The sequence below is a fragment of the Nonomuraea jiangxiensis genome (genome assembly GCF_900099965.1).
GTDB classification, from domain to species: domain Bacteria; phylum Actinomycetota; class Actinomycetes; order Streptosporangiales; family Streptosporangiaceae; genus Nonomuraea; species Nonomuraea jiangxiensis.
Genome location: NZ_FNDJ01000041.1, coordinates 64,062 through 85,494, shown reverse-complemented (window position 1 = coordinate 85,494; position 21,433 = coordinate 64,062). Strand labels below are relative to the sequence as shown.

Annotated in this window: 20 protein-coding genes; 12 read left to right on the top strand and 8 right to left on the bottom strand. The window is 68.4% G+C overall.

The features are described from left to right. Window positions 1–322 (top strand): integrase core domain-containing protein (locus tag BLS95_RS49590; protein ID WP_143043565.1); only part of this gene is annotated, 322 nt, incomplete at its 5' end. A 704-nt stretch (window positions 323–1,026) separates the two neighbouring features. Next, window positions 1,027–1,941 (top strand): tyrosine recombinase XerC, encoded by a 915-nt coding sequence (locus BLS95_RS49585; RefSeq protein WP_245765756.1) that lies wholly within the window; start codon window positions 1,027–1,029, stop codon window positions 1,939–1,941. A gap of 824 nt (window positions 1,942–2,765) precedes the next feature. On the opposite strand, the gene BLS95_RS49580 is transcribed toward BLS95_RS49585, so the two are convergent. Beyond that, a complete protein-coding gene (locus BLS95_RS49580) occupies window positions 2,766–3,683 on the bottom strand; it encodes a sulfotransferase domain-containing protein (RefSeq protein WP_218136393.1) in 918 nt (305 codons plus the stop codon). 882 nt (window positions 3,684–4,565) lie between these two features. Continuing rightward, a complete protein-coding gene (locus BLS95_RS60105; RefSeq protein ID WP_218136392.1) occupies window positions 4,566–5,783 on the bottom strand; it encodes a M23 family metallopeptidase in 1,218 nt (405 codons plus the stop codon). A 358-nt stretch (window positions 5,784–6,141) separates the two neighbouring features. Between BLS95_RS60105 and BLS95_RS56465 the strand changes: the two genes are divergently transcribed. Continuing rightward, window positions 6,142–6,450: a hypothetical protein gene (locus tag BLS95_RS56465; protein ID WP_176993825.1), complete on the top strand. Its 309-nt coding sequence runs from the start codon at window positions 6,142–6,144 to the stop codon at window positions 6,448–6,450. Between the two features lie 89 nt (window positions 6,451–6,539). Here BLS95_RS56465 and BLS95_RS49565 read toward each other — a convergent pair whose 3' ends face one another. Continuing rightward, window positions 6,540–7,844, bottom strand: a complete 1,305-nt coding sequence (locus tag BLS95_RS49565) for an MFS transporter (RefSeq protein WP_281250136.1) — start codon at window positions 7,842–7,844, stop codon at window positions 6,540–6,542. A 480-nt stretch (window positions 7,845–8,324) separates the two neighbouring features. Between BLS95_RS49565 and BLS95_RS49560 the strand changes: the two genes are divergently transcribed. The 6 genes from BLS95_RS49560 to BLS95_RS49535 all read left to right on the top strand — a co-directional run bounded on the left by BLS95_RS49560 (window position 8,325) and on the right by BLS95_RS49535 (window position 14,777). Beyond that, window positions 8,325–8,939, top strand: coding sequence for an ArsR/SmtB family transcription factor (locus BLS95_RS49560; protein ID WP_090946596.1), 615 nt, complete (start codon window positions 8,325–8,327; stop codon window positions 8,937–8,939). A gap of 339 nt (window positions 8,940–9,278) precedes the next feature. Continuing rightward, complete coding sequence (gene rpsB, locus BLS95_RS49555) at window positions 9,279–10,232, top strand: 30S ribosomal protein S2 (protein ID WP_090946595.1); 954 nt, start codon at window positions 9,279–9,281, stop codon at window positions 10,230–10,232. Between the two features lie 848 nt (window positions 10,233–11,080). After that, on the top strand, window positions 11,081–11,914 hold the full coding sequence (tsf, locus tag BLS95_RS49550; RefSeq protein ID WP_090946594.1) for a translation elongation factor Ts: 834 nt from the start codon (window positions 11,081–11,083) through the stop codon (window positions 11,912–11,914). Between the two features lie 145 nt (window positions 11,915–12,059). After that, on the top strand, window positions 12,060–12,758 hold the full coding sequence (gene pyrH / locus BLS95_RS49545) for a UMP kinase (RefSeq protein WP_218136397.1): 699 nt from the start codon (window positions 12,060–12,062) through the stop codon (window positions 12,756–12,758). A 43-nt stretch (window positions 12,759–12,801) separates the two neighbouring features. Continuing rightward, the gene (gene frr / locus BLS95_RS49540) at window positions 12,802–13,359 is read left to right on the top strand and encodes a ribosome recycling factor (RefSeq protein WP_090946592.1); all 558 of its coding nucleotides are present in this window, start codon (window positions 12,802–12,804) and stop codon (window positions 13,357–13,359) included. A 578-nt stretch (window positions 13,360–13,937) separates the two neighbouring features. Next, entirely contained in the window at window positions 13,938–14,777 is an 840-nt protein-coding gene (locus BLS95_RS49535; RefSeq protein ID WP_176993824.1) for a phosphatidate cytidylyltransferase, read from the top strand. Between the two features lie 52 nt (window positions 14,778–14,829). On the opposite strand, the gene BLS95_RS49530 is transcribed toward BLS95_RS49535, so the two are convergent. Beyond that, on the bottom strand, window positions 14,830–15,852 hold the full coding sequence (locus BLS95_RS49530; protein WP_090946590.1) for a suppressor of fused domain protein: 1,023 nt from the start codon (window positions 15,850–15,852) through the stop codon (window positions 14,830–14,832). Window positions 15,853–15,971: 119 nt separating this feature from the next. Between BLS95_RS49530 and rlmN the strand changes: the two genes are divergently transcribed. Continuing rightward, window positions 15,972–17,072, top strand: coding sequence for a dual-specificity RNA methyltransferase RlmN (gene rlmN / locus BLS95_RS49525; RefSeq protein WP_090946589.1), 1,101 nt, complete (start codon window positions 15,972–15,974; stop codon window positions 17,070–17,072). Window positions 17,073–17,149: 77 nt separating this feature from the next. Here rlmN and BLS95_RS49520 read toward each other — a convergent pair whose 3' ends face one another. Both BLS95_RS49520 and BLS95_RS49515 read right to left on the bottom strand, forming a co-directional pair. Then, window positions 17,150–17,812 (bottom strand): hypothetical protein, encoded by a 663-nt coding sequence (locus BLS95_RS49520; protein ID WP_090946588.1) that lies wholly within the window; start codon window positions 17,810–17,812, stop codon window positions 17,150–17,152. Further along, window positions 17,809–18,564: an ABC transporter ATP-binding protein gene (locus BLS95_RS49515; RefSeq protein ID WP_090946587.1), complete on the bottom strand. Its 756-nt coding sequence runs from the start codon at window positions 18,562–18,564 to the stop codon at window positions 17,809–17,811. The genes BLS95_RS49520 and BLS95_RS49515 overlap by 4 nt, the downstream gene beginning before the upstream one ends. 91 nt (window positions 18,565–18,655) lie before the next feature. Here BLS95_RS49515 and BLS95_RS49510 point away from each other — a divergent pair, with 91 nt between their 5' ends. Continuing rightward, window positions 18,656–19,204 (top strand): DivIVA domain-containing protein, encoded by a 549-nt coding sequence (locus tag BLS95_RS49510; RefSeq protein WP_143044238.1) that lies wholly within the window; start codon window positions 18,656–18,658, stop codon window positions 19,202–19,204. On the opposite strand, the gene BLS95_RS49505 is transcribed toward BLS95_RS49510, so the two are convergent. After that, on the bottom strand, window positions 19,201–19,848 hold the full coding sequence (locus BLS95_RS49505; protein ID WP_090946585.1) for an HAD-IA family hydrolase: 648 nt from the start codon (window positions 19,846–19,848) through the stop codon (window positions 19,201–19,203). The genes BLS95_RS49510 and BLS95_RS49505 overlap by 4 nt on opposite strands. 17 nt (window positions 19,849–19,865) lie before the next feature. Between BLS95_RS49505 and BLS95_RS49500 the strand changes: the two genes are divergently transcribed. Further along, on the top strand, window positions 19,866–20,351 hold the full coding sequence (locus BLS95_RS49500) for a GNAT family N-acetyltransferase (protein ID WP_090946584.1): 486 nt from the start codon (window positions 19,866–19,868) through the stop codon (window positions 20,349–20,351). A 21-nt stretch (window positions 20,352–20,372) separates the two neighbouring features. Here BLS95_RS49500 and BLS95_RS49495 read toward each other — a convergent pair whose 3' ends face one another. Beyond that, on the bottom strand, window positions 20,373–21,386 hold the full coding sequence (locus tag BLS95_RS49495) for an AI-2E family transporter (RefSeq protein ID WP_245765753.1): 1,014 nt from the start codon (window positions 21,384–21,386) through the stop codon (window positions 20,373–20,375). Window positions 21,387–21,433 lie beyond the last annotated feature (47 nt).

Genomic DNA, 21,433 nt, shown 5'->3' with positions numbered 1-21,433 from the left:
TGCACGCCGCCGCCCCACCGGGCCGGTGATCTTTCATTCGGACAGGGGCTGTCAGTACACCAGCGCCGCTTACGCCGCCCTGGCTGAACGGCTCGGGGTGCGGTTGTCGGTCGGACGCACCGGCCAGTGCTGGGACAACGCGCTGGCCGAGTCGTTCTTCGCCACGCTCAAGGGCGAGCTCCTCGACGCCCAGTCCTGGCCCACCCACGCTGCCGCCCGCAGCGCGATCTTCGAATTCATCGAGGGCTGGTACAACCTGCACCGCTTGCACAGCAGCCTGGGCTACCGTAGCCCCGCCGACTTCGAGGCCACCGCGGCCTGAACACCACAACGATGGTGTCCGTCAAAGCGGAACAAGCTCACATGTCCGCAGGTTGCGGCACTCGGCCACTCGTCAGCAGACGCTCGGCCGCTCGTCAGGAGGCGCTCGGCGGGTCGTCAGCAGGGTCTCGTTCGACGCATTCCCGCTGCTCGCCGACAGGGCCCCTATCGCGCACGGGCGTGGGCAGCTTTCATTGTGGTGGTCCGGTCAGCGTGGGTGCATCTGTCGCTATCGCGGGTTACTGCATTGCCTTTGTCACCAGCAGCCCGTTCGACGACTTCCTGCTGTTCGCTGATCACTCCTCACCATGTACAGGTGTGTAGAGCGCAGGATGTACGGGTGGGGAGCGGTGATTGGAGGTGGGTCGACCGGTGGGGGAGCGTTCACTCCGTACAGTGCCGTACCTGGACGGTGGTAACTCCGGGTTCGGCTCATTCACGGTTTCCGGCGGTAGCGTCCGACGGCAGGGTGGATAGGCGTGGAATCATGCTATTTCCGCAGGTAGCTGTGCTGTGCTGTCAGCAGCTCGGCTGGATGCATTCCATCGTTCGTTGTGGGGCAGTGCCTTGGGGCGTTGTTTCTGGGAGCTGGGGAAGCTCAGAGGAAGTCCCCATAGTGGACTGGCCGGGTGCGTTTGTTTCCCGGTGAGTGGTTGGTCTGAGTGAGATGGTGTGGGGGCGTTTCGAGGACGGAGGACGGCTGAGGTGGCATTGGGCGGCGATAGAAATGTGCATGTCGACAGAGACGAAGTGATTGGGGAGTTCAGCCGGTATCTGCGGTTGGAGCGTGATCTGTCGCCGCATACGGTGCGCGCTTATCTGACTGATGTTGGTTCCCTGCTGGACTACATGGATGGAGAGCTGGAAGGGCTCGATATCGCGGTGCTGCGTGCGTGGCTGGCTGAGCAGCACGGGGCGGGTAAGGCCAGGGCCACCTTGGCGCGACGGACCGCTTGTGCTCGCACCTTCACGGCCTACTGCCATCGCCGTGGTTGGCTGCCGATAGACCCTGGGTTGTTGCTGGGCAGTGCCAAGGCGCCTCGGGCCTTGCCCGCCGTGCTCGACCAGCAGCAGGCGCAGGCCGTGCTGGACGCACCTTCGGGTGACGGGGAGCCCAAGGAGCTGCGGGATCAGGCGCTGCTCGAATTGTTGTACGCCACCGGGGTGCGGGTGAGTGAGCTGTGCTCGCTGGACGTTGACGACGTGGACCGGGACCGGAACGTCATCCGGGTGATGGGTAAAGGGCGTAAGGAACGGTCCGTGCCGTTCGGGTTGCCTGCCCTTCGAGCCTTGGACAGGTGGTGCATTCACGGGCGGCCGCTGTGGGTTCGGGCGCAGTCGGGACCGGCGCTCTTCCTCGGGGTGAGGGGTGGGCGCATCGACGCGGGGACCGTCCGGCGAGTCGTGCATGCCCGGCTGGCGCAGGTGGAAGGGGCACCGGACATGGGGCCGCATGGGTTGCGGCACAGCGCGGCGACTCACCTGCTGGAGGGCGGTGCCGATCTACGTAGTGTGCAGGAGCTGCTCGGTCATGCTTCTCTGAACACCACGCAGATCTACACACATGTCTCCATCGAGCGGCTACGGGCTGCGTACCGACAGGCCCATCCGCGGGCGTGATGGCGTAAGTCACGCTGGCTGACCAGCTGCATAGACGCATCCGTGCTGGTGGGTGGTAGTGGTGGTGCCCAGGTGTTGCGTACATGCATGGTGCCTGTGTTGATTTGCGGGTGCCGGGGTGCCGGGGTGCCGGGGTGCCGGGGTGCCGGGGTGCCGGGGTGCCGGGGTGCCGGGGTGCCGTGATGCCCTGGGGTTGCATGCGGTGCGCAGGGTGCCTCGGGGTGGTCCGGCGCCGCGGGATGTGACCGGGTCCCGCGGTATAGGCGGGGGCGGTGGGGTCGGGGGGATGCTTGCGGTGCGGGAGCTTTGGGGTGCCCGTATGCCCAGGGTGCCTGCGGCGGTGCGGAGAGGGCCGGGGCGTCGAGGGGCCACGGGTTCTGGGGTTCCAGTGGTGGCGGGGTGCCCGGGTACATGGGCATGTGGGGGTGCAAGTGCGTACGTGATTATGTTCGCGACAACGGACCGCGTTTGCTCGCCAGTTTCGACCGCGATCTTGGGCCTGGAGTCGGGTCCGTTGTTCGTGAGAGCTGACCGCACCCACCGGCCCGAGGTCATTCGCACCGAGGAGGGGCGGGGCGGCGGCGGAGTGTCGGCGGCCATCCGGATCTGGCCGCTGGCGGCAAGGAAGACGGCGCTATGACCATCACAGAGTGTGACCAGATTCGCTAGCCGGCGCGCTGCCACACTGCCCCGATCGCCGAATCCGGCGTCGGTTGAGGCGCAGACCCCTGATGTTGGTCCCGAGCGCGGATCGGCAGTTATGGGCGGCGGGCGGCGCTGACGATCAGCTTTGGGTAGTGCGGGTATACCGCCGGACGGGGATCTCAGTCGATCGGCTCGCGATGCACCCACTCGACGAGATCGTCGGACGCGAGCGCCCGCACGCGCGCGGTGTACCGGGCGAGGTCGGCGTCGTCGAGGAGGTCGCGCCACTGGCCGCTCGTGCCGCGGCTGAAGAACGCGGCGGGATCGATCCAGTGCTCCGGACCGCCGGCGGGGACGGTCATGTCGGCCCTGCTGCGCATCGACTCGAACGTCGCCGCCTGGACCAGGCGGGGCCATCGGTGCTCGTCGACGTCGATGCCGAGGCGCGCGGCCATCTGCCGCATCTGCCCCTCCAGGTCGGCCTTTAGGTCGTCGTAGTGCAAGTACACGACGTCGAGATCGTCGGCGGCGTCCCGGAACGTCTGCAGGTGCTCTACAGTGCGCCGCAGCGACGACCCGACCTGCGTCGATGGCGTCTCGTCGTCGACCCACTGCCAGAAGCGGTTCCGCTCGCCGTCGGGGCGTGGCCGCGGTGGCCGCAATGGTCCGAGCTCGATACCGTCGATCGCGGCCGCCCGTTTGCGTTGGCTGAGGAACGCGTCGATGTCGGTGTTGTCGATATGGTGGTCGATTGACAGCCCCACGTCGCGCGGGTCCCGCCCGACGCAGATGTACGTGACCGTCGGATCGTTGGGTATCCCGTCGAGCGGCGTGTGGGTCTTGATGAACCGGCGGTGCGTCTGGGCTTCCAGGTCCGCGAACACGTCTGTGCGGGCGCGAGTCACCATGTCGATCCACGGCGAGAGCGTGTCCAACGGGAGCGGGAGCTCCGGTTCCTGCAGTATGAGCAGGGCGCAGATCATCTGCGTCCACGTCGTCCCGCACTTTGGCGGGGTGCTGATGATGATGTCGCCGGGGCGGAGCTCGAAGCCGTCCCAGCGGTTGCTGTCGTACATACTCGTCTCGTAGTGGCGCACGGCCGTCATCCTTGCAGCGGATCCGATCCTGTGAGGCCCAGATGATTCACCGCACGACATCCTGCCGAGGGCTCAAGACTGAGGTTCCGAAGGGCGTCAGCGCAACAGTACGTAGCGCAGCACCCGCCCATAATGTCCGATCTCAAACACTCCGCGAGGGCATCATGAAGGCCAGAGGATGAGCGCCGAACGGCGGCTACGCGCGCGTCTACCTTGGACGCCAATCACGCGAGGTAATCGCGTTGCCGCCACCGGGCAGCTCGGTATGGCCGCTCCCGGACAGATCCGGCTGGCCGTCGTGAGGCCAGGTCAGCGGTCCATTGCCGCCTGCCGTCGAGGTGCGGTCAGAACTGGCAAACATCAACTTCGCTGAAGCTCGGGGTGCGGTCGCCACTCACGAACAAGGGCGGTCGGTAGTTGCAAGCAAAACCACGTACGGGTGCATAGAGGTATGGGTGCTGGATGCGTGGCTGTACATGGTGCACAGAGGTGTGGGTGTATGTATGCCCGGCTGTACAGGGTGCACGGAAGTGCAGGTGTACGAGTGCACCAGGTACACGGGGTGTGTGGGTGCATAGGGCCAAGGGTGCGCGGTTGCGCGTGTTTCGGTGCGGCGGGCTGGATTGAGTACGGTGTCGCGCCAACAGACCCCGGAATCGGACATGATGCCGAAGGTGGTGTCCTGGCTTCGCCTTTATGCATCGGGCCGGCTGGGGGGCGGGAGGTCGCGAAACAAGATGCGCTGGGGGTTGGACTGTGGGGGAGCCAGCAGAAGGGTTCGCTTGCTGCGGAGGATCTCGTTCCGGGGGGCGCGTGTGTTCGCGCGCTGATTCAGGCGGTGGTCGTCGTGCCGGTCGTCGTGGTGATTGGTGTTGCGCTGGGTCAATGATCAGTGGTGGCGCCGGTGCAGGGTCGGTGTTTACGAGGTCGCCTTCTGCGACGTTGTTTGCGGTGCTGGCCTCTTCTTGGGCTGTGTTGCTTGGTTCTTGAGCGCCGTCGGAGGCGTAGGGCCGTGATCGCGAGGACAGCGTTTCCCAGCAAGACGCCCAAGACGAGGGCGAGGGTGCCTAGTGGTTCGGCTGAGCGCGGTGGGATCGGGTGCGTTGTGGGGGTGGGCGTCGATCGATCGGCCTTGTTTGAGGAGGAGGTGGTGTGAGTTGAGGAAGTGGTGCGGCTCAGGGGGGTTCTGGGGGTCGTTTGCTGGGTGGCGAGGGGTGGCTTCCCGTTGATGCTCAGAAATGGGGCGGGAGGCAGTGGCTTGGAGGCTTGGGAGCTGCTGGTGCCGGACTGTTGGGCGTTGAATGTGGTGGGTGTGAGCCCTGTGTAGGTGGTTGTCGGCGTACTGCTTCTGGATGGTTGGTGGCTGCCCGGGGTGGATCTCAAGGATGCGTGGGTGATTGTTCCTGCGCTGGAGGTGGGCGATGTGTGCATGTCTGCGAGGGCGGGGGGGTGGTGGGTGCCTTTTGGGGTGGTGAGGGTGAAGTTCGAGGAGGCGCTGGGGGCTTGGTTGGGGAGTCGGTTCGGGGACGGGGTTGGTGTGGTGGGGGCGGTTGGAGGCCAGTGTGGGAGGAGGCGGATGGGGGCTTGGGCTAGGAGGAGCAAGGGGTCCAGGTAGACGGTGTTGCGACGGAGGCCCCAGTGGAGACAGGACTGCTGGCAGTGGGGTGTTGGGGCTGCTTCTATGACGCCCAACCTCGTGCCTGCTGTGACCAGCTGGCCTCGGCTGACCGAAGGTTTGACCGGGAGGTAGGTCGTGCGAAGGCCGTTTGGGTGGTCGATGCTGATGACGCCTTTCCCCGCCACCGGGCCGGCGAAGATGACCTTGCCGGGGCCGGCTGCCAGTACCGGGGTTGATGTGGGGGCGGCCAGATCGATGCCTCGGTGGCCTGCAAGCCAGGGCTTGGGAGGTGGGGCGAAGCGGCGCAGGATGCGGGGGCGGCTCCCGGCTAGGGGCCAGCGCCATGTGAGGGGCTGGGCATCGCGGGCTTGACGGCGAAGGCCGGGGCTCAGGGACTGGTGACGTCGTCTATGGGCGCCCAGTGGTGGGCGTTGCTTGTCGCCGTTTACGGGTTGTTGGTGCTGGGTGGGGTGGCCCAGCAACGGGTGTTCTGTGGGTCTTGCTGTGAGGCTTCTTGTTGGGTCTCGTATGAGGCCGCCTGGTGGTGGGTGCCCTGGGTGGTTGTCCCATGGTGAGTGCCGTGGAGGGCCGACCGATGGTGGGGGTTGGGTTGGGTCGTTAGGTGATGCGTGCTGATGGAGGAGGCTGGCTGGTGGTGGCGGCTGTGTGAGGGCGGTCGGGAGTGGAGGTTGCTGGTCATCGGGCGGGGGGCGGTGCTCTGGAGCGGTCAGGAGTGGATGTTTTGTGTGGTCGGCCAACGGGGGCTGCCACGCGTGCCAGGCCGAGGGGTGGTCTGTCGATGGTGGGTGCTGTGTGTAGTTGGTCGGGGGTGAGGGCCGTGTGTGGACGGCTGAAGACGAGCGAGATGGGTGGCTTGGCGCGGACGAGTGGCTTGGCGAGGGTGGGTGGCTTGCCTGGGGTGAGGCTCTTGCCGGGGGAGTTGGGAGGGTGAGGGGGAACGTCGCAAGGATGGCGGTTGTCAGGGCTGTGCTGGTGGTGCGGGGGAGGGGGGTCAGGGCTGACTTGGTGGTGCTCGGAAGGGGTGTCAAGCCTGACTTGGTGGTGGTGCCAGGGCGGGGGTTGGTTGAAGGGGGCGGGTGGTTGGGGGGTGGTGTGCGGGTGGGGGTGGGGGTGGAGTTCATGGGGTGAGTTTGGGGGAGGTGCTGGGGGCGGGGAGGCGGTGAACTGCGTTCTGTTGATGACGGGCCGGAGTGGTGGGGTGGCCTGTGGATAACGCATTAGAGGATCTGGTGGCGCTTGGAGTTGATCATTTGGTCGATGGATGGGGAAAGGGTGGTGTTCGGGTCTTGGTGCTTGGGGCGGGGGCGGCTCGGGGGGTTGGGGCGGAGTGGGGACGTCCAGAGCCAGAGGGTGCTCAGGGCTATGCCTGCAGCGCACAGGAGGATCACTGGGCGTAGGCCCAGGAATTCGGCCAGGAAGCCGCCGGCGAGGCCGCCTAGGGCCAGGACGCCCTGCACTGCGAAGGTCATGGTGGCGTTGACGCGGCCGCGGAGCTCAGGGGAGGCCTCGCGGAAGGTGATCGCGCCCATGCAGGTGGCGAAGGCCACGACTATGCCGCCGGTGATCGTACCGGTCAGGGCCAGGACGGAGATCTTCCACCACAGAGGGCCCGTGAGCAGGCCGACGGCAAGAATCTCCATCGGGAAGAACAGCACCGAGAGAAGCAGGATGCGGTGCTCGCCGTAGCGCTTGGAGAGGCGGGTCGTGATCCAGGCGCCCAGGAGGCCGCCGACACCGCCCAATGCGATGAGTACGCCGATCATGGCCTGCGGGATGTTCAGCGTGTTGATCATGTAAAGCATGTAGACGGCCGTGTACGCCATCGCGAAGAAGTTGATGGTGATCCCCGCACCGAGCAGGGCACGGAGCACCGGCTGGGTGACGCTGGCCTTCAGGCCCTCCATGACGTCGCGCCACATGCCTTTCGAGGTCGCGGGCTCGTTCCGCTCCGGAGTTCTGATAGAGCGGAGGAGCAGGGCCGAGGCCAGGAACGACAGAGCCTCTGCCAGTACGGCCAGCGGAGCCGTGAGAACCTGCACCAGGAGACCGGCCAGTCCCGGGCCGCCGACCGAGGCCACCGAGTAGGAGGCTTGAAAGCCGGCCACCGCCTCGGTTCGTTGGTCTGGGTCGACGACCGCGGCGATGTGCGGGAAGTTCGCTGCTTTGAAGAGCACTCCCGCGGTGCCGATGACCAGGGCTACGACGATCAGCCAGGTGACGTTCAGGAGGCCGAGGAGCCAGGCCACGGGGACGGTGGCGGCGGCCGCGCAGGCAACGAGCTCGCACGCGATCATCAGAGGGCGGTGCCTGGTGAGCCGGTCGGCGATGGCACCCGACTGGAGGCCGAACAGGAGGGCGGGCACCGACGCCGCTGCGGTCAGCAACCCCATCTGGGAGGGGGAGGCGGTGAGCAAGGTGACCGCGGTCAGGGGGATGGCCAGCTTGGACACCTCCGAGCCTGTCACCGAGACAGTGCGGGCCGTCCAGAGCAGGCGGTAGTCGCGTTGCTTGCGGAGGGGGATCGTCCCGGGAGTCTCGGAGATCCCGGAAGTTTCGGAGGTTCCGGAAGTCCTGGAGGTTCCGGAAGTCCCGGAGGTCCTGAGGGTCCCGGAAGTCCCGGAGGCCCCGGAAGTCCTGGGGATTCCGGGGGCTCTGCTGTCTTCGTTCGATTTCGGCTCGGGGTGGGGTTGGGAGGCGGGCTGGCGGGGGTCGTGGTCGTGTTCCCGGTCGGGGTGTGGTTCTGAACCGAGGGGGTGGGGGGTGGTGTGGGGCCGTTTGATGGGGTGGTGGGGACCGTGGCTGGGCTCTCGTTCCGAGGTGGGGTGGTGCGGTTCCCGGCTGGCGTGGGGTTCCGACGTGGGGTTATGGGGGGTGTGGCTGGATTTTGGGGTGTGGGGGTGAGAGGCGCGGGAGTTCTGAAGGGTTTGCTTCACAACTATGAAGATATCCCTTCATAGTTGTGAAGGCAATGCTTCAGATCTCGGGACGGGTACCTTGAGCACATGACGCGGGACGGCAAATCGCTCAGTGATCCCAAGGCGATGCGGGCGCTGGCGCACCCGGCGCGGCTGACGATCCTCAACAGGCTGGGGGAGGGCAGCGCCACGGCTACCGAGGTGGCCGAAGGGGCGGGGATCACGCCTAGTGCCGCCAGCTATCACCTGCGGATGCTGGCCAAGTACGGCTTCGTGGAGGACGCACCGCCTCGCAGGGACGGCAGGGAGCGGGTCTGGAAGGTGACCGACAACGGGCCGCTCAGCGTGGGCGTGGAGCCCGATGACCAGCCGGAGGTGCGGGACGCGAAGATCGCGTTGATGGCGGTGATCCACCAGGAGGCCGACGAAGCGCGGAGACGGGCTCTCGCCAACCTGGACAGGGAGCCCGACGAGTGGCGTGATGCGACGCAGTTCGCCCGCTACCGCCTGAGACTGGACGCGGACGAGATGTCGCGGCTCAACCAGGTCATCGCGAAGCTGCTTGAGCCCTACCTCGCCCGCTTTCGCGGTGAGGACGAGGCGCCGAGTGGATCGAGGATCGCGGAGGCGCACGTCAACCTGTTCGCTGTGGTGCAGAGGCCGGCTCCGGGGCTGCCCACCGAGGATCACGACGCGCGTTGAGTGGGTGGTTTTCCAGCGGTCATGTCCCGGTAGGAACACTGTGGGCGCCCGTGAGGGCGTTGCCGGAATATCGGGGATCCGTGGGGCTTCGCATGGGGGTGAGAAGGAATGTCCGTTTGACCGTAGACGGTCAGGCTGGGGTGGTGTGGGAGGTAGACTTTTCGATGGCCTGTGACCACAGGCCGACTTCGCATGCCCCATCGCGGACCGCTTCGTCGGTCCGGGCCACGTGCCCGGCTGGAGCGGTTTCGGGGCATCAGGGCGGCAGACGACGCGCTGCCGCGGCACAACCGAAAACCGCGCCCCTCCGCAGGGCGCCAAGACCTGGAGGACCAGCACATGGCCCCCGTCGTCACCATGCGACAACTGCTCGAAAGTGGCGTTCACTTCGGTCACCAGACCCGGCGCTGGAACCCGAAGATGAAGCGCTTCATCTTCACCGAGCGCAACGGCATTTACATCATCGACCTGCAGAAGTCCCTTTCGTACATCGACCGTGCCTATGACTTCGTCAAGGAGACCGTCGCCCACGGCGGCACGATCCTGTTCATCGGCACCAAGAAGCAGGCGCAGGAGGCCATCTCCGAGCAGGCCGCCCGGGTCGGCATGCCGTACGTCAACCAGCGCTGGCTGGGCGGCATGCTCACCAACTTCTCCACCGTGCACAAGAGGCTTCAGCGGCTGAAGGAGCTCGAGGAGCTCGACTTCGACAACGTCGCGGGGTCGGGGCTCACCAAGAAGGAGCTCCTCATGCGCCGCCGGGAGAAGGACAAGCTTGAGCGTACGCTCGGCGGCATCCGTGACATGGGCCGCGTGCCCAGCGCGGTGTGGGTCGTGGACACGAAGAAGGAGCACATCGCGATCAGCGAGGCCAAGAAGCTTGGCATCCCGGTCGTCGCGATTCTCGACACCAACTGCGACCCGGACGAGGTCGACTACCCGATCCCGGGCAACGACGACGCCATCCGCGCCGTCGGCCTGCTGACCAGGGTTGTCGCCGACGGTGTTGCGGCCGGTCTGATGGCCCGCTCCGGTGCCGCCCGTGGTGACGAGAAGCCGGCCGCCGCCGAGCCGCTGGCCGAGTGGGAGCGCGAGCTCATCGAGCAGGGCACGGGCGAGCGCGCGGCTGACGAGGCCGAGGCCGCCGCTCCGGTCGAGGCCGCCGAGACCGTTGCGCCAGCCGCTGCCGAGGCTCCCGCTGCCGAGGCCACCCCTGCTGAAGCCGCTCCGGCCGAGGCCGCCCCTCAGGAGGCCACCGCCTCCGCCGAGGGCGAGACCGAGCAGCAGGCCTGACGCCGGGACCGGTCCGGATGCCGAGACCGGTCCCGACAGGGTCCCCACGGACTCAGCGCACAAGCACGGCACGACGACAGTTGAACAAGGTGAACCACACCGGCCGGTGAAGGCCCCGGGTGGCTGAACGGGCAAGGCCGTAAGCACGCACCACGCTGGCGGCCGAGCCCGGACGGCGAACCGGGGCCGGGTCCAACCGGCCGACCGAACCGAAGCGAGCCTGGCCGTAACCAGCCGGGTCGGATCGGGCCGGAAAGCTCGGACCGGGCCGGAAAACTCGGGTTGGGCCGGACTGAGATGGCTCGGTCGCGCCGGATCGGTAAGGCTCGGGTCGGACTGGCGAGCCAGGGCACACCAGGGTGAGCCGAGGTGGACCAGGCGAGCTGGTTGAGCCGGGCACGCCAGGCCAGGCCGGGCACGCCGGGTTGAGCCGGGCAAGCCAGGTCGGGCCGGGCAAGCCAGGTCGGGCCGGGCAAGCCAGGTCGGGCCGGGCAAGCCAGGTCGGGCCGGGCAAGCCAGGTCGGGCCGGGCAAGCCAGGTCGGGCCGGACGCAAGCCGGGTCAAGCAAGGTCGGGCCGGGTGAGCCAGGTAAGGCTGGGTGAGCCGTACCGGATTGGGCGGTAAGCCGGGTCTCAAGGCGGTGAGCTGAGCCGACGTGGTAGACCGGGTCGAGGTGGTAAGCCGAGGCGAGGCTGGGCAGTAGGCCGAGCGAGAGTAGCAGCAGAGCCAGGGCGGCCCGAGTCCCGCGTAAGACACCAGGCACGCGTCCGCGGTGCCGACCAAGGGTGGGTGGCCGGATCTCCGACCCCCACCCGATCCACGACGAAAATCCCACAAGGAATAAGAGCATGGCTTCCGTGAACATGGCCGACGTGAAGCGGCTTCGCGAGATCACCGCCGCCGGCATGATGGACTGCAAGAAGGCGCTTGAGGAGTCGGAGGGCGACTTCGACCGCGCCATCGAGCTGCTGCGCCTCAAGGGCGCCAAGGACGTGGGCAAGCGCGAGGCCCGTACCGCCTCCAACGGCCTCGTCGCGCTCAAGCAGGACGGCGACTCCTCCGCCGCGCTGCTCGAGCTCAACTGCGAGACCGACTTCGTGGCCAAGGGTGAGCGCTTCCAGGAGCTGGCCGCGCAGGTCGTCGCGCACATCCTCGAGGCCAAGCCGGCCGACGTGGCGGCGCTGCTGGAGTCCTCCGTGGACGGCAAGACCGTCAAGGAGCACCTCGACACCGCCAACGCCGCGCTCGGCGAGAAGATCGAGATCCGCCGGTTCGCGGTGCTGGAGGGCGGCTACATCGGCGCCTACATGCACCGTACCGACCCGGCGCTGCCCCCCGCGGTCGGCGTGCTCGTCCAGCTGGACAAGCCGAACGCCGAGGTCGCCAAGGACATCGCGCAGCACGCCGCGGCCATGGCGCCGCAGTACCTCAAGCCCGAGTCCGTGCCCGCCGAGGTCGTCGAGAAGGAGCGCAAGCTCTTCGAGGAGATGACCCGTGAGGAGGGCAAGCCCGAGGCGGCCATCGGCAAGATCGTCGAGGGCCGGGTCAACGGCTGGTACAAGGACTTCACGCTGCTCCAGCAGGCCTTCGTCAAGGACAACAAGAAGAGCGTGGGCAAGTACGCGAGCGAGAACGGCGTCGAGGTCCAGGCCTTTGTCCGGTTCAAGGTCGGGCAGGCTTAGGCTTAGGCAAGCCGCCAGCTCAACGATCCATCCAACGAAGGAGGCCGCCGCCGTGCAGGACCACCGGGAGCCAGCCCACGAATCCACACGGACGGCGGCTTCCTCGTCCCCGAACCCGTACAGTCCACTCAGGTGGAAACGGGTGATGCTGAAACTGTCAGGAGAGGCGTTCGCCGGCAGAGAGCCCCTGGGCATCGATCCGTCGGTCGTCGATCATCTGGCCGACTCGATCGCCGAGGCGGTCAACGAGGGCGTGCAGGTCGCGGTCGTGGTCGGCGGCGGAAACATGTTCCGCGGCGCCACCCTCTCGCAGGGCGGCATCGACCGCGCCAGGGCCGACTACATGGGCATGCTCGGCACCGTCATCAACTGCTTGGCACTGCAGGACTTCCTCGAACGGCGGGGCGTCGAGACCCGCGTGCAGACCGCCATCACCATGCAGCAGGTGGCCGAGCCGTTCCTGCCGCGCCGCGCGATCAGGCACCTTGAGAAGGGGCGCGTGGTCATCTTCGGCGCCGGGCTCGGCTCGCCGTTCTTCTCCACCGACACCGCGGCATCCCAGCGGGCCCTGGAGATCGGCGCCGAGGCGCTGCTCAAGGGTACGCAGGTGGACGGAATCTACGACTCCGACCCACGCAAGAATCCTGATGCGGTCAGGTTCGACCACCTGGACTACGGCGAGGTGCTGCTCCGCGACCTCGCGGTCATGGACGCCACCGCCATCAGCCTGTGCAAGGACAATGATCTGCCGATCGTCGTCTTCGACCTCATGGGCGAGGGCAACATCCTGCGGGCCGTCCGCGGTGAGAAAATCGGCACGCTGGTGAGTCCCGCAGGCAAATGAGGGAGCGAGCCCGACACCGCCAGCTAGAAGACAGGGAGCCGCTGTGATCGACGAAACCCTCCTCGAAGCCGAGGAAAAGATGGACAAGGCCGTCTCGGTCGCGAAGGAGGACTTCGCGACCATCCGGACCGGTCGGGTCACCCCCTCGATGTTCAACAAGATCAATGCCGAGTACTACGGCACGCCGACGCCGATCCAGCAACTGGCGTCGTTCCACGTGCCGGAGGCGCGCATGGTGCTCATCCAGCCTTATGACAAGAGCTCGATGAGCGCGATCGAGAGGGCCATCCGCGACTCCGACCTCGGCGTCAATCCCACCGACGACGGCCAGGTGATCCGTGTGACGTTCCCGGAGTTGTCCGAGGAGCGCCGCAAGGAGTACATCAAGGTCGCCAAGAACAAGGGCGAGCAGGCCAAGGTGGCGGTGCGTAACATCCGCCGCACCGCCAAGGAGGCCCTCGACAAGATGATCAAGGACGGCGATGCGGGGGAGGACGAGGTACGCCGGGCCGAGAAGGAGCTCGACGACCTCACTCAGAAGCACGTCGCCAAGATCGACGAGCTGCTCAAGCACAAGGAAACCGAGCTGCTCGAAGTCTGATCGGCACGCCGCGTAGCGGGTCGCGTCGAGCGGTCCGCTACGGGCAGCGGGACTGCGCCCACGGTGGAGAGCGATTCAGCGGGGCGCTGCGGGTGCTGGATCCTCGTGCCTGAGCGAGGCGTCGTGGGGCCTGGATCCTCCTGCCTGCGGTGGATCACGTCGAGGGGGGCGCCGCGGGTGCTCTCGTGTTTGCGGTGGATCGCGTTCAACGGGGCGCCGCGGACGTGGGAGTGTGCTGCTCATGGTGGGTCGCGTTGGACGGGACGCCGCGGGTGGCGGGTTCTGTGCCTGGGGTGAATAGCGTTCAGCGAGGCGCCGCAGGTGACGGATTCTGCGCTTACGGTGGATCCTGTTGGGCGGCCGCTGCGGGCGGCGGGTTCTGCGCCCCGCGGTGGGTCGTTGGCGAGCTGCCGCGGGTGACAGCATCTGCGCTCGCGGCGGGTCGTGTCGGGCGGGCCGCTGCGGGTGACAGCATCTGCGCCTGCGGTGGGCCGCGTTGAGCGGGTTGCCGCGGGTGGCGGATTTTGCATCTACGGCCCTCGCCCCCGAGGCGGGGGCCGTGGCTCTTGGAGAACTCTGTGGAAGAACGTACGGCTGGCACCAGCTCGAGCGGCGGTAGCCGTACCGGAAGGAACCTGCCTGCCGCCATCGTGGTCGGCGTGGTACTGGGCGCGCTGGTGCTCGGCTCCCTCTACACGATCAAGGAACTGTTCCTCCCGGTGGTCGTGGCTGCCGTGGGTGTCGGCGTGCTGGAGCTGATCAAGGCATTCGCCACCCGGGACATCAAGGTTCCGGCCGTGCCCGTGCTCGCGGGGCTGGTGGCGATGCAGGCGGGCGCTTACTGGGGCGGGGCGCAGTGGATGCTGGCCGGCTTCGCGATCTTCGCGTTGGTGCTGCTGGTCTGGCGGATGTTCAGCGGTGGCACGGACGGTTACGTACGTGACGCGTCGGCCTCGGTGTTCATCCTGTTCTATCCCGCGATGCTGAGCTCGTTCACGGCGTTGCTGCTCAGGGCCGGCGACGGCGACAACCGGGTGCTGATCTTCATCGCGGTGACCGTGGCCAGCGACATCGGCGGGTTCATCGCGGGCGTGCTGTTCGGCAAGCACCCGATGACGCGGATCAGCCCGCGTAAGACCTGGGAGGGGTTCGCCGGGTCGTTCGTGGCGTGTACGGCGGTCGGGGCGTGGCTGGTCGTGTGGCTGCTCGGCGGGGAGATCTGGCAGGGGGCGCTGATCGGCGGGCTCGCGGCGCTGCTGGCGACCATGGGCGACCTGATCGAGTCGATGATCAAGCGGGACCTCGGCATCAAGGACCTGGGCACCATCCTGCCCGGGCACGGCGGCCTGATGGACCGGCTCGACTCGCTGGTGACGACGCTGGTGCCGGTCTGGCTGCTGATGACGCTGTTCTTCTAGCGGTGCTGTGACCCCAGCCCACTTCCAGCGGTGCCGCGCCTCCAGCAGACTTCTAGCGGTGCTGTGCTTCCAGCACCTCGGCGGTGATCGGCGAGAGCCAGAGCCACCGGACGATCTCGCCGCCGAACGCGAATCCTGACATGTCGGGCAGGTGTGGCGGGTTGGCCGTCATCAGCACCCCCGAATACTGCGGCCCCAGCGGGAACGTCGAAGGCTCGTGATACCACTTCGCCGTGTGCCCGTGGCCGAGCCACGTGACCGAGTGCCACGGATACTGTGACAGCCACACCAGCAGCAGCGCCGCCTCCTTCGGGTCCTCGCGGGTGGCCACGGCCAGCTCGATCCGCGCGTACGCCCCCGGCTTGTCGATCCACTGCTCGACCGTGGGCATGCGCTGACAGCTCATCCCGACCGTGGACAACACCGTGAAGGCGCGTTCCTGGTGTGGCGGGCGTTCGGTGATGCCGACGGTGGGCAGCCGTTCGCCGCTGGCGTCCCAGTAGCGACCCGCCGGCCCGAGCACCCGGTCCAGGTGACCCATCACGAACTGCTGGAACGACGCCCAGGACCCTTCACCATGTCGCCAGCGCCAGTAGGATCTGGCGTTGGAGATACGGGGCCGCAGCCCTTCGAGCGCCTCCGACAACGCCCAGGCGAACGGCGACTCGCCCACCGCGTCCCGCGCGTATCCCGGCATGCCGCGGCTCATGTCGGCCCAGCCGGGGATGACCGCGAGCAATTCGTCGTCCTCGTAGATGGCCACCCCGTCGCCCTCTTCGAGCCACAGCGCGCTCAGCTGTCCGAGCGGCCGCCGGCCGTCCGGGTGCAGCGTGTTGGGCCGGGGCATGAGCGGTGGCAGGCCGGCGTTGATCCGGGCCAGGTCGACGACGGGCGGGGCCGGGCGATGGTTGGCCAGCCAGACGGCGCCGTGCACCGCACCTTCCGGTGAGCACAGGTAAGCTACCGAGGAGCTCTCGTCCCGCTCGACCACGAGCGTCCGGCTGCCGTACGGGTTACCGGCGGCGAGCACGACCTCGGTGCCACCCTCGCCAGATGCCGACCGGAAAATCGTCATACGTGATGAATGTAGATCGGGCGGCAAGCCCGATGCGAGCGGCTCTGGGACCAGGAATGCCACCTCCGTTCCAAACGTTCACTACCCTGGTCGCAAACCCTTCAAGCAAAGGCAGTACTGTGTCCCAGCCTCCAGGTCAGCTCACCTTCGTCGCGCCCCGGCGAGCCAAGCCCGCCCGGCACCTGGCGGACCTGTCGATGGCCGACCGACGGGCGGCCGTGACCGAGCTGGGCGAGAAGGCCTTCCGCGCCGACCAGCTCTCGCGCCACTACTTCGAGCGTCTCACCACCGACGTGGGCGAGATGACCGACCTGCCCGCGGCGGCCAGGGAACGGCTGGGGACGCTGCTGCCCGATCTGCTCACCCCGGTCAAGGAGCTGACCACCGACGGCGGCACCACCCGTAAGACGTTGTGGCGGCTGTTCGACGGGGCGCTGGTCGAGTCGGTGCTCATGCGCTATCCCGACCGGGTGACGATGTGCGTGTCCTCGCAGGCCGGCTGCGGGATGAACTGCCCGTTCTGCGCCACCGGCCAGGCGGGCCTCACCCGTAACATGTCCACCGCGGAGATCGTCGAGCAGGTCGTCGCCGGTGCCCGGGCGCTGGCCGCCGGCGAGGTGCCGGGCGGGCCGGGCCGGGTGAGCAACGTCGTGTTCATGGGCATGGGTGAGCCGCTGGCCAACTACAAGCAGGTGATCGGCGCGGTCCGCCGCCTGGTGGAGCCGTCGCCGCACGGCCTGGGCATCTCGGCCCGCGGCGTCACCGTCTCCACCGTCGGCCTGGTGCCCGCCATCGGCAAGCTCGCCGACGAGGGGCTGCCGGTCACGCTCGCGCTGTCGTTGCACGCGCCCGACGACGAGTTGCGTGACACGCTGGTGCCGATCAACACCCGGTGGAAGGTGGCCGAGGTGCTCGACGCGGCCTGGGCGTACGCGGCGAAGACCAAGCGGCGGATCTCGATCGAATACGCGCTGATCAAGGACATCAACGACCAGGAGTGGCGGGCCGACCTGCTCGGCAAGCTGATCAAGAACAAGCTGGTGCACGTCAACCTGATCCCCCTCAACCCGACGCCCGGCTCCAAGTGGACGGCGTCGAGGCCCGAGGACGAGCGGGCGTTCGTGCGGCGGCTGGAGTTCCACGGGGTGCCCGTGACGGTCAGGGACACGCGCGGGCGCGAGATCGACGGCGCCTGCGGGCAACTCGCCGCCGCCGAATAGGCCGCCCGGGGCCGCTGGCGCTCGCCGCCCAGCTCGGCGAAGGCCGCCGGGGCGGGCCGAGGCTCGGCGGGGCGGGTCTACCTTCGGCGCCAGACGTAGACGGCGAGGCCGATCAGGCACCAGAGCAACGAGAGCGCGGCGAGCTGGGGGAGCTGGTCGAGGAGGAGGCCGGTGTTCGCGGCTCTCATCCACCGAATGACCGGCACGGTGAGCCAGTACAGGGGCGAGGCGCTGAGCAGCAGCATCGCCATGAAGCCGAGCACCAGGGCCATGATCGAGACGGCCGGCGAAGCGAGGACGGCCCGGCTGGTGAGGGCGCCGAGGGTGGTCCCGGTCAGCGTGGCCAGGGCGTGCAGCAGCAGGATGGTGATCAGCACCCCGGTCGGAGGGGCCTGGCTCACGCCGAGCAGCAGCGCCCAGCCCAGGCCGAGCGCCGACAGCACGGCACACGCCGCGAACGCCGCGACCAGCCCCGCCGCCACCTCCCTGCCCCGGCCGCCCACCTGGACCGCCGACAGCTCGCGCTGCAGGTCGGGCTCGGTGTCGAGGAGGCTCCTGGCGGCCCAGGCCAGGATGGGGATGATCAGCACGGCGCCGTCCGCGAGCACCGAGACCTCCGCACCCCTGGGCGCGCGGCTGCCGTAGAGGATCGCGAGCATGGCCAGGGTGAGGAGGAGAGCCTGGTAGACGCGGTGGGAGCGGACGTAGCCGGCCAGCCGGAAGGCGGTCAGGGCGATCATCCGGTCTCCTCGATCTCGCGGGCCTGGTAGCCCTCGCCGCGCATCCGGGCGAGGAAGGGCTGGAGCTCGCCCACGGGTAAGGTGACCGCCACGGTCACCTGCGGCACGGCTGCGACAGCGGGTGCCCGGTCGGCGACCTCCGCCGTGGGTTCGACCGCGGTGCCCTCCTTGAGATGGCCGTCGACCACGGACCAGTGGCGGACGGCCGGGAGCGCGCGCAGGCCCCCCTGGTGGTCGCTGGCGATGACGATGCCGCCCCCGGCCGCCACCTCCGCGGCGATCGACGGCAGCACCTCGCGGGTGTCGGCGTCGAGACCGGCGAACGGCTCGTCCAGGATGAGCAGCCCGGGATCGGCCATCAGCGCCTGGGCCAGTCCCACCTTGTGCGCGCTGCCCTTCGACAGCTCGCCCAGCGGCACGGTGAGCAGGTGGCCCATGGTGAGCCGCTCGGCCCACGGCTCCCACCGGGCGCCGCCGCGTACGCGGGACATGTGACGCAGGTAGGCCGTCACCGTGAACGGCTGGCCCACGGGGAAGCGGTCGGGGGCGAAGCCGACCACCGGCGGGCGGCCGGAGATCGTGCCCGTCGTCGGCCGCGCCAGGCCCGCCAGCAGGCGGAGCAAAGTGGATTTGCCCGCCCCGTTCACCCCGGTCAGTTCGATGACGTCACCGGGCGAGAGCCGGGCGTCGGCGCTGCGGATGATGAGGGGCTCGCGCCTTCGGTAGCGGAAGGTGACCTTGGACAGTCGCATGGTGCTGCAACGCTATATGTCGGGTCGCATAGCCGGGATAAAGGCCCGACAATAGACGCAACCCCCAGCCGTATCTCATGAGGAGCAAGGCTTGAACCGCTTTCCACGCGTGATGGGCATGCGTTCAGGCTATGACCCCGTCGAAGTCGACACCCTGATCGGGCGGATCGAGTCGACGCTGGGCAGAGGCTCGCACGCGATGGAGCCCGTCACCGCCGACGACGTGCGCAGGGCCACGTTCCGCACCCGGCGCGGCGGTTACCAGGAGACCGCGGTCGACTTCGCGCTGGAGGCCTTCGTGGTGGCGCTGGAGACCCAGGCCAAGCGCCCGGTCCGGCTGGCCATGGCCGAGCCCACCGGCGACATGCTGCGCGAGGAGTGGTTCGAGACCCAGGCCGCCCGGGTCGAACGGGTGGCCTTCCGCTCGGGCCGGATGGGCACCGGCTACAACGAGGACGAGATCGACGCCTTCCTCGACCGGATCGTGGCGACGCTGCGCGGCACGACGGACTACCCGGTGACGGGCAAGGAGGTGCGGGAGGCCAGGTTCTCGACCGTGCTGCTGCGGGCGGGCTATCTGATCGCGGACGTGGACGCCTTCCTCGCGGGCATCGCCGACGTGCTGGACCAGCGCGCCTAACGGTCCTCGACGGCGGCGAGCAGGCCGCGCAGGTCGGACAGGACCCGCTGAATGATCGCCGGGTCCGGCGCCGCCTCGCCCAGCCGGTTGATCCAGACGCGGGGGAGGCCGAGCCGGTGGGCCGGGATCATGTCGTGGAAGTAGCTCTGCGCCACGTGCACCCACACCTCCGGCTCGTACGAGCGGCGGAACAGCTCGAAGTGCGCCAGGTCCGGCTTGTACGCGCCCGCGTCCTCCGCCGTCACCACCGCCTCGAACGGCACCGGCAGCCGCCGCCGCGTCTCCGCGATGAGGTCGCGGTCACAGTTGGTGAGCAGCGCCAGCTTCCACCCCGCCGCGCGCAGGGCCGACAGCTCGGCCCCGACCTCGGGGAACACCGGCCAGTACGGGAGCGTCGCGGCCAGCACGGACGCGTTGTCGCCGGCCGACTCGACCTTCTCCTCCGCGCACGCCCTGCGCAGCGCCTCGGCCAGTACCTGCCGGTAGCGCAGCCCCGGCGACTCGCTCTGCACGGCGTGCTCGTGCCGGTTGTACGCCTCCAGCAGCCGAGCCCCCTGCCCAGGAGCGATCAGCTCGGCACTGGTGTGGATGCCGTGCCGCCAGTCGACCAGAGTTCCGTAGCAGTCGAACGTTACCCATCGCATATGACCATAATGACGACATGGCAATGGTCGTGCGCCCCATCGAGCCGGGCGACCTGGAGACCGTGCGGCGCGTGCTCACCGAGAGCTGGGGCGGGACCACGGTGATGGTGCTGGCCCGGGGGGAGCAGGTGGAGGCGGCCGGGTTGCCCGGCTTCGTCGCGGTGATCGGTGACGAGGTGGCCGGTGTGCTCACCTACACCGAGCGCGCCGACGGCTCCGTGGAGATCGTCACCCTCGACGCGGTGGTCCCCGGCCGGGGGGTGGGGAAGGCGCTGCTGGACGCCGTACGCGCCGTCGCCCTCGAACGCGGCATGGCCGGACTCACGCTCGTCACCACCAACGACAACACCCACGCCCTGCGCTTCTACCAGCGTTACGGCTTCGACCTGGTGGCCCTGCACCGGCACGGTGTGGACCGCGCCCGCGCGGTCAAACCGAGCATCCCGGCCGAGGCCGACGGCATCCCGATCAGGCACATGCTGGAGCTGCGACTCGCACTCTGACGCCCGCCGCGAGGACCTGGCTCAGGTGGGCGCCGGAGGGGGCGGTCGCCGCTCGGGAGTGACCATGCGCTCCCGCAGGGCGATGAGCACGGACGTCACCGGAGCGGCCAGGAACGCGCCCGCGATGCCGGCGATCACGCTGCCCACCGTGATCGCCAGCAGGATGAGCGCCCCGGGCAGGTGCAGGGCCTTGCCGTAGATCTGCGGCGCCAGCACGTGGCCCTCGATCTGCTGCACGGCCACGGTCACCCCGACCACGATCAGCGCCACCAGCCAGCCCTTGGCAACGAGCGCCACCACCGCGGCCAGCAGCCCCGCCACGAACGCCCCCACCACCGGCAGGAACGCCCCCACGAACGTGAGCACCGCCAGCGGCAGCGCGATCGGCACGCCCAGGATCCACAGCGCCATCCCGATGAAGAACCCGTCCACCGCCCCCACGATCGCCACCCCGCGGATGTAGCGGCCGATCACCGTGTAGATCAGGTCGCCGGTCTCGGTCAGGCTGCTCCTGGCCGAGGCCGGCGCGAGGCGCACGAGCCAGCGGAAGAACCCGTGACCGCCGTGCACGAAGTAGATCGACAGGATGATCGCCAGCACCGTGCCGATCACGATCTCGCCCACCGTCTTGACCCCGGCGAGCGCTCCGGTGGTGATCGCCCGGCCCTGGCCGGACAGGTATTCCCTGGCCCGCTGGAGAAGCTGCTGGTCGTTGATCCCGAGCCGGACGGCCAGGTCGTGCAGGTTGTCCAGCACCGTGCCGAAGCTCGTCCGCAGCTCCGACAGGCTGTCCACCATCGGCCGCACCAGCAGCACGCCCAGCCCGCCGAACAGCACCACCGCGCACGCGAAGACGATCGCGGTGGCCAGCGCGGCGTTGAGCCCGCGGGACTCCAGCCAGCGGGCCGGGGGCCGTAGCAGCGCGGTGAAGAACACGCCGATGATGATCGACATGACCACCGTCCGCACCTGGTAGAGACAGAAGCCGGCCACCGCGACCACCGCGATCCAGCCAAGCAGCCGCCACGGCCCCATCCCGCGTCCCCCAATCGCGCCTGGTCAGAGGAGTTCCCCGGGAGGAT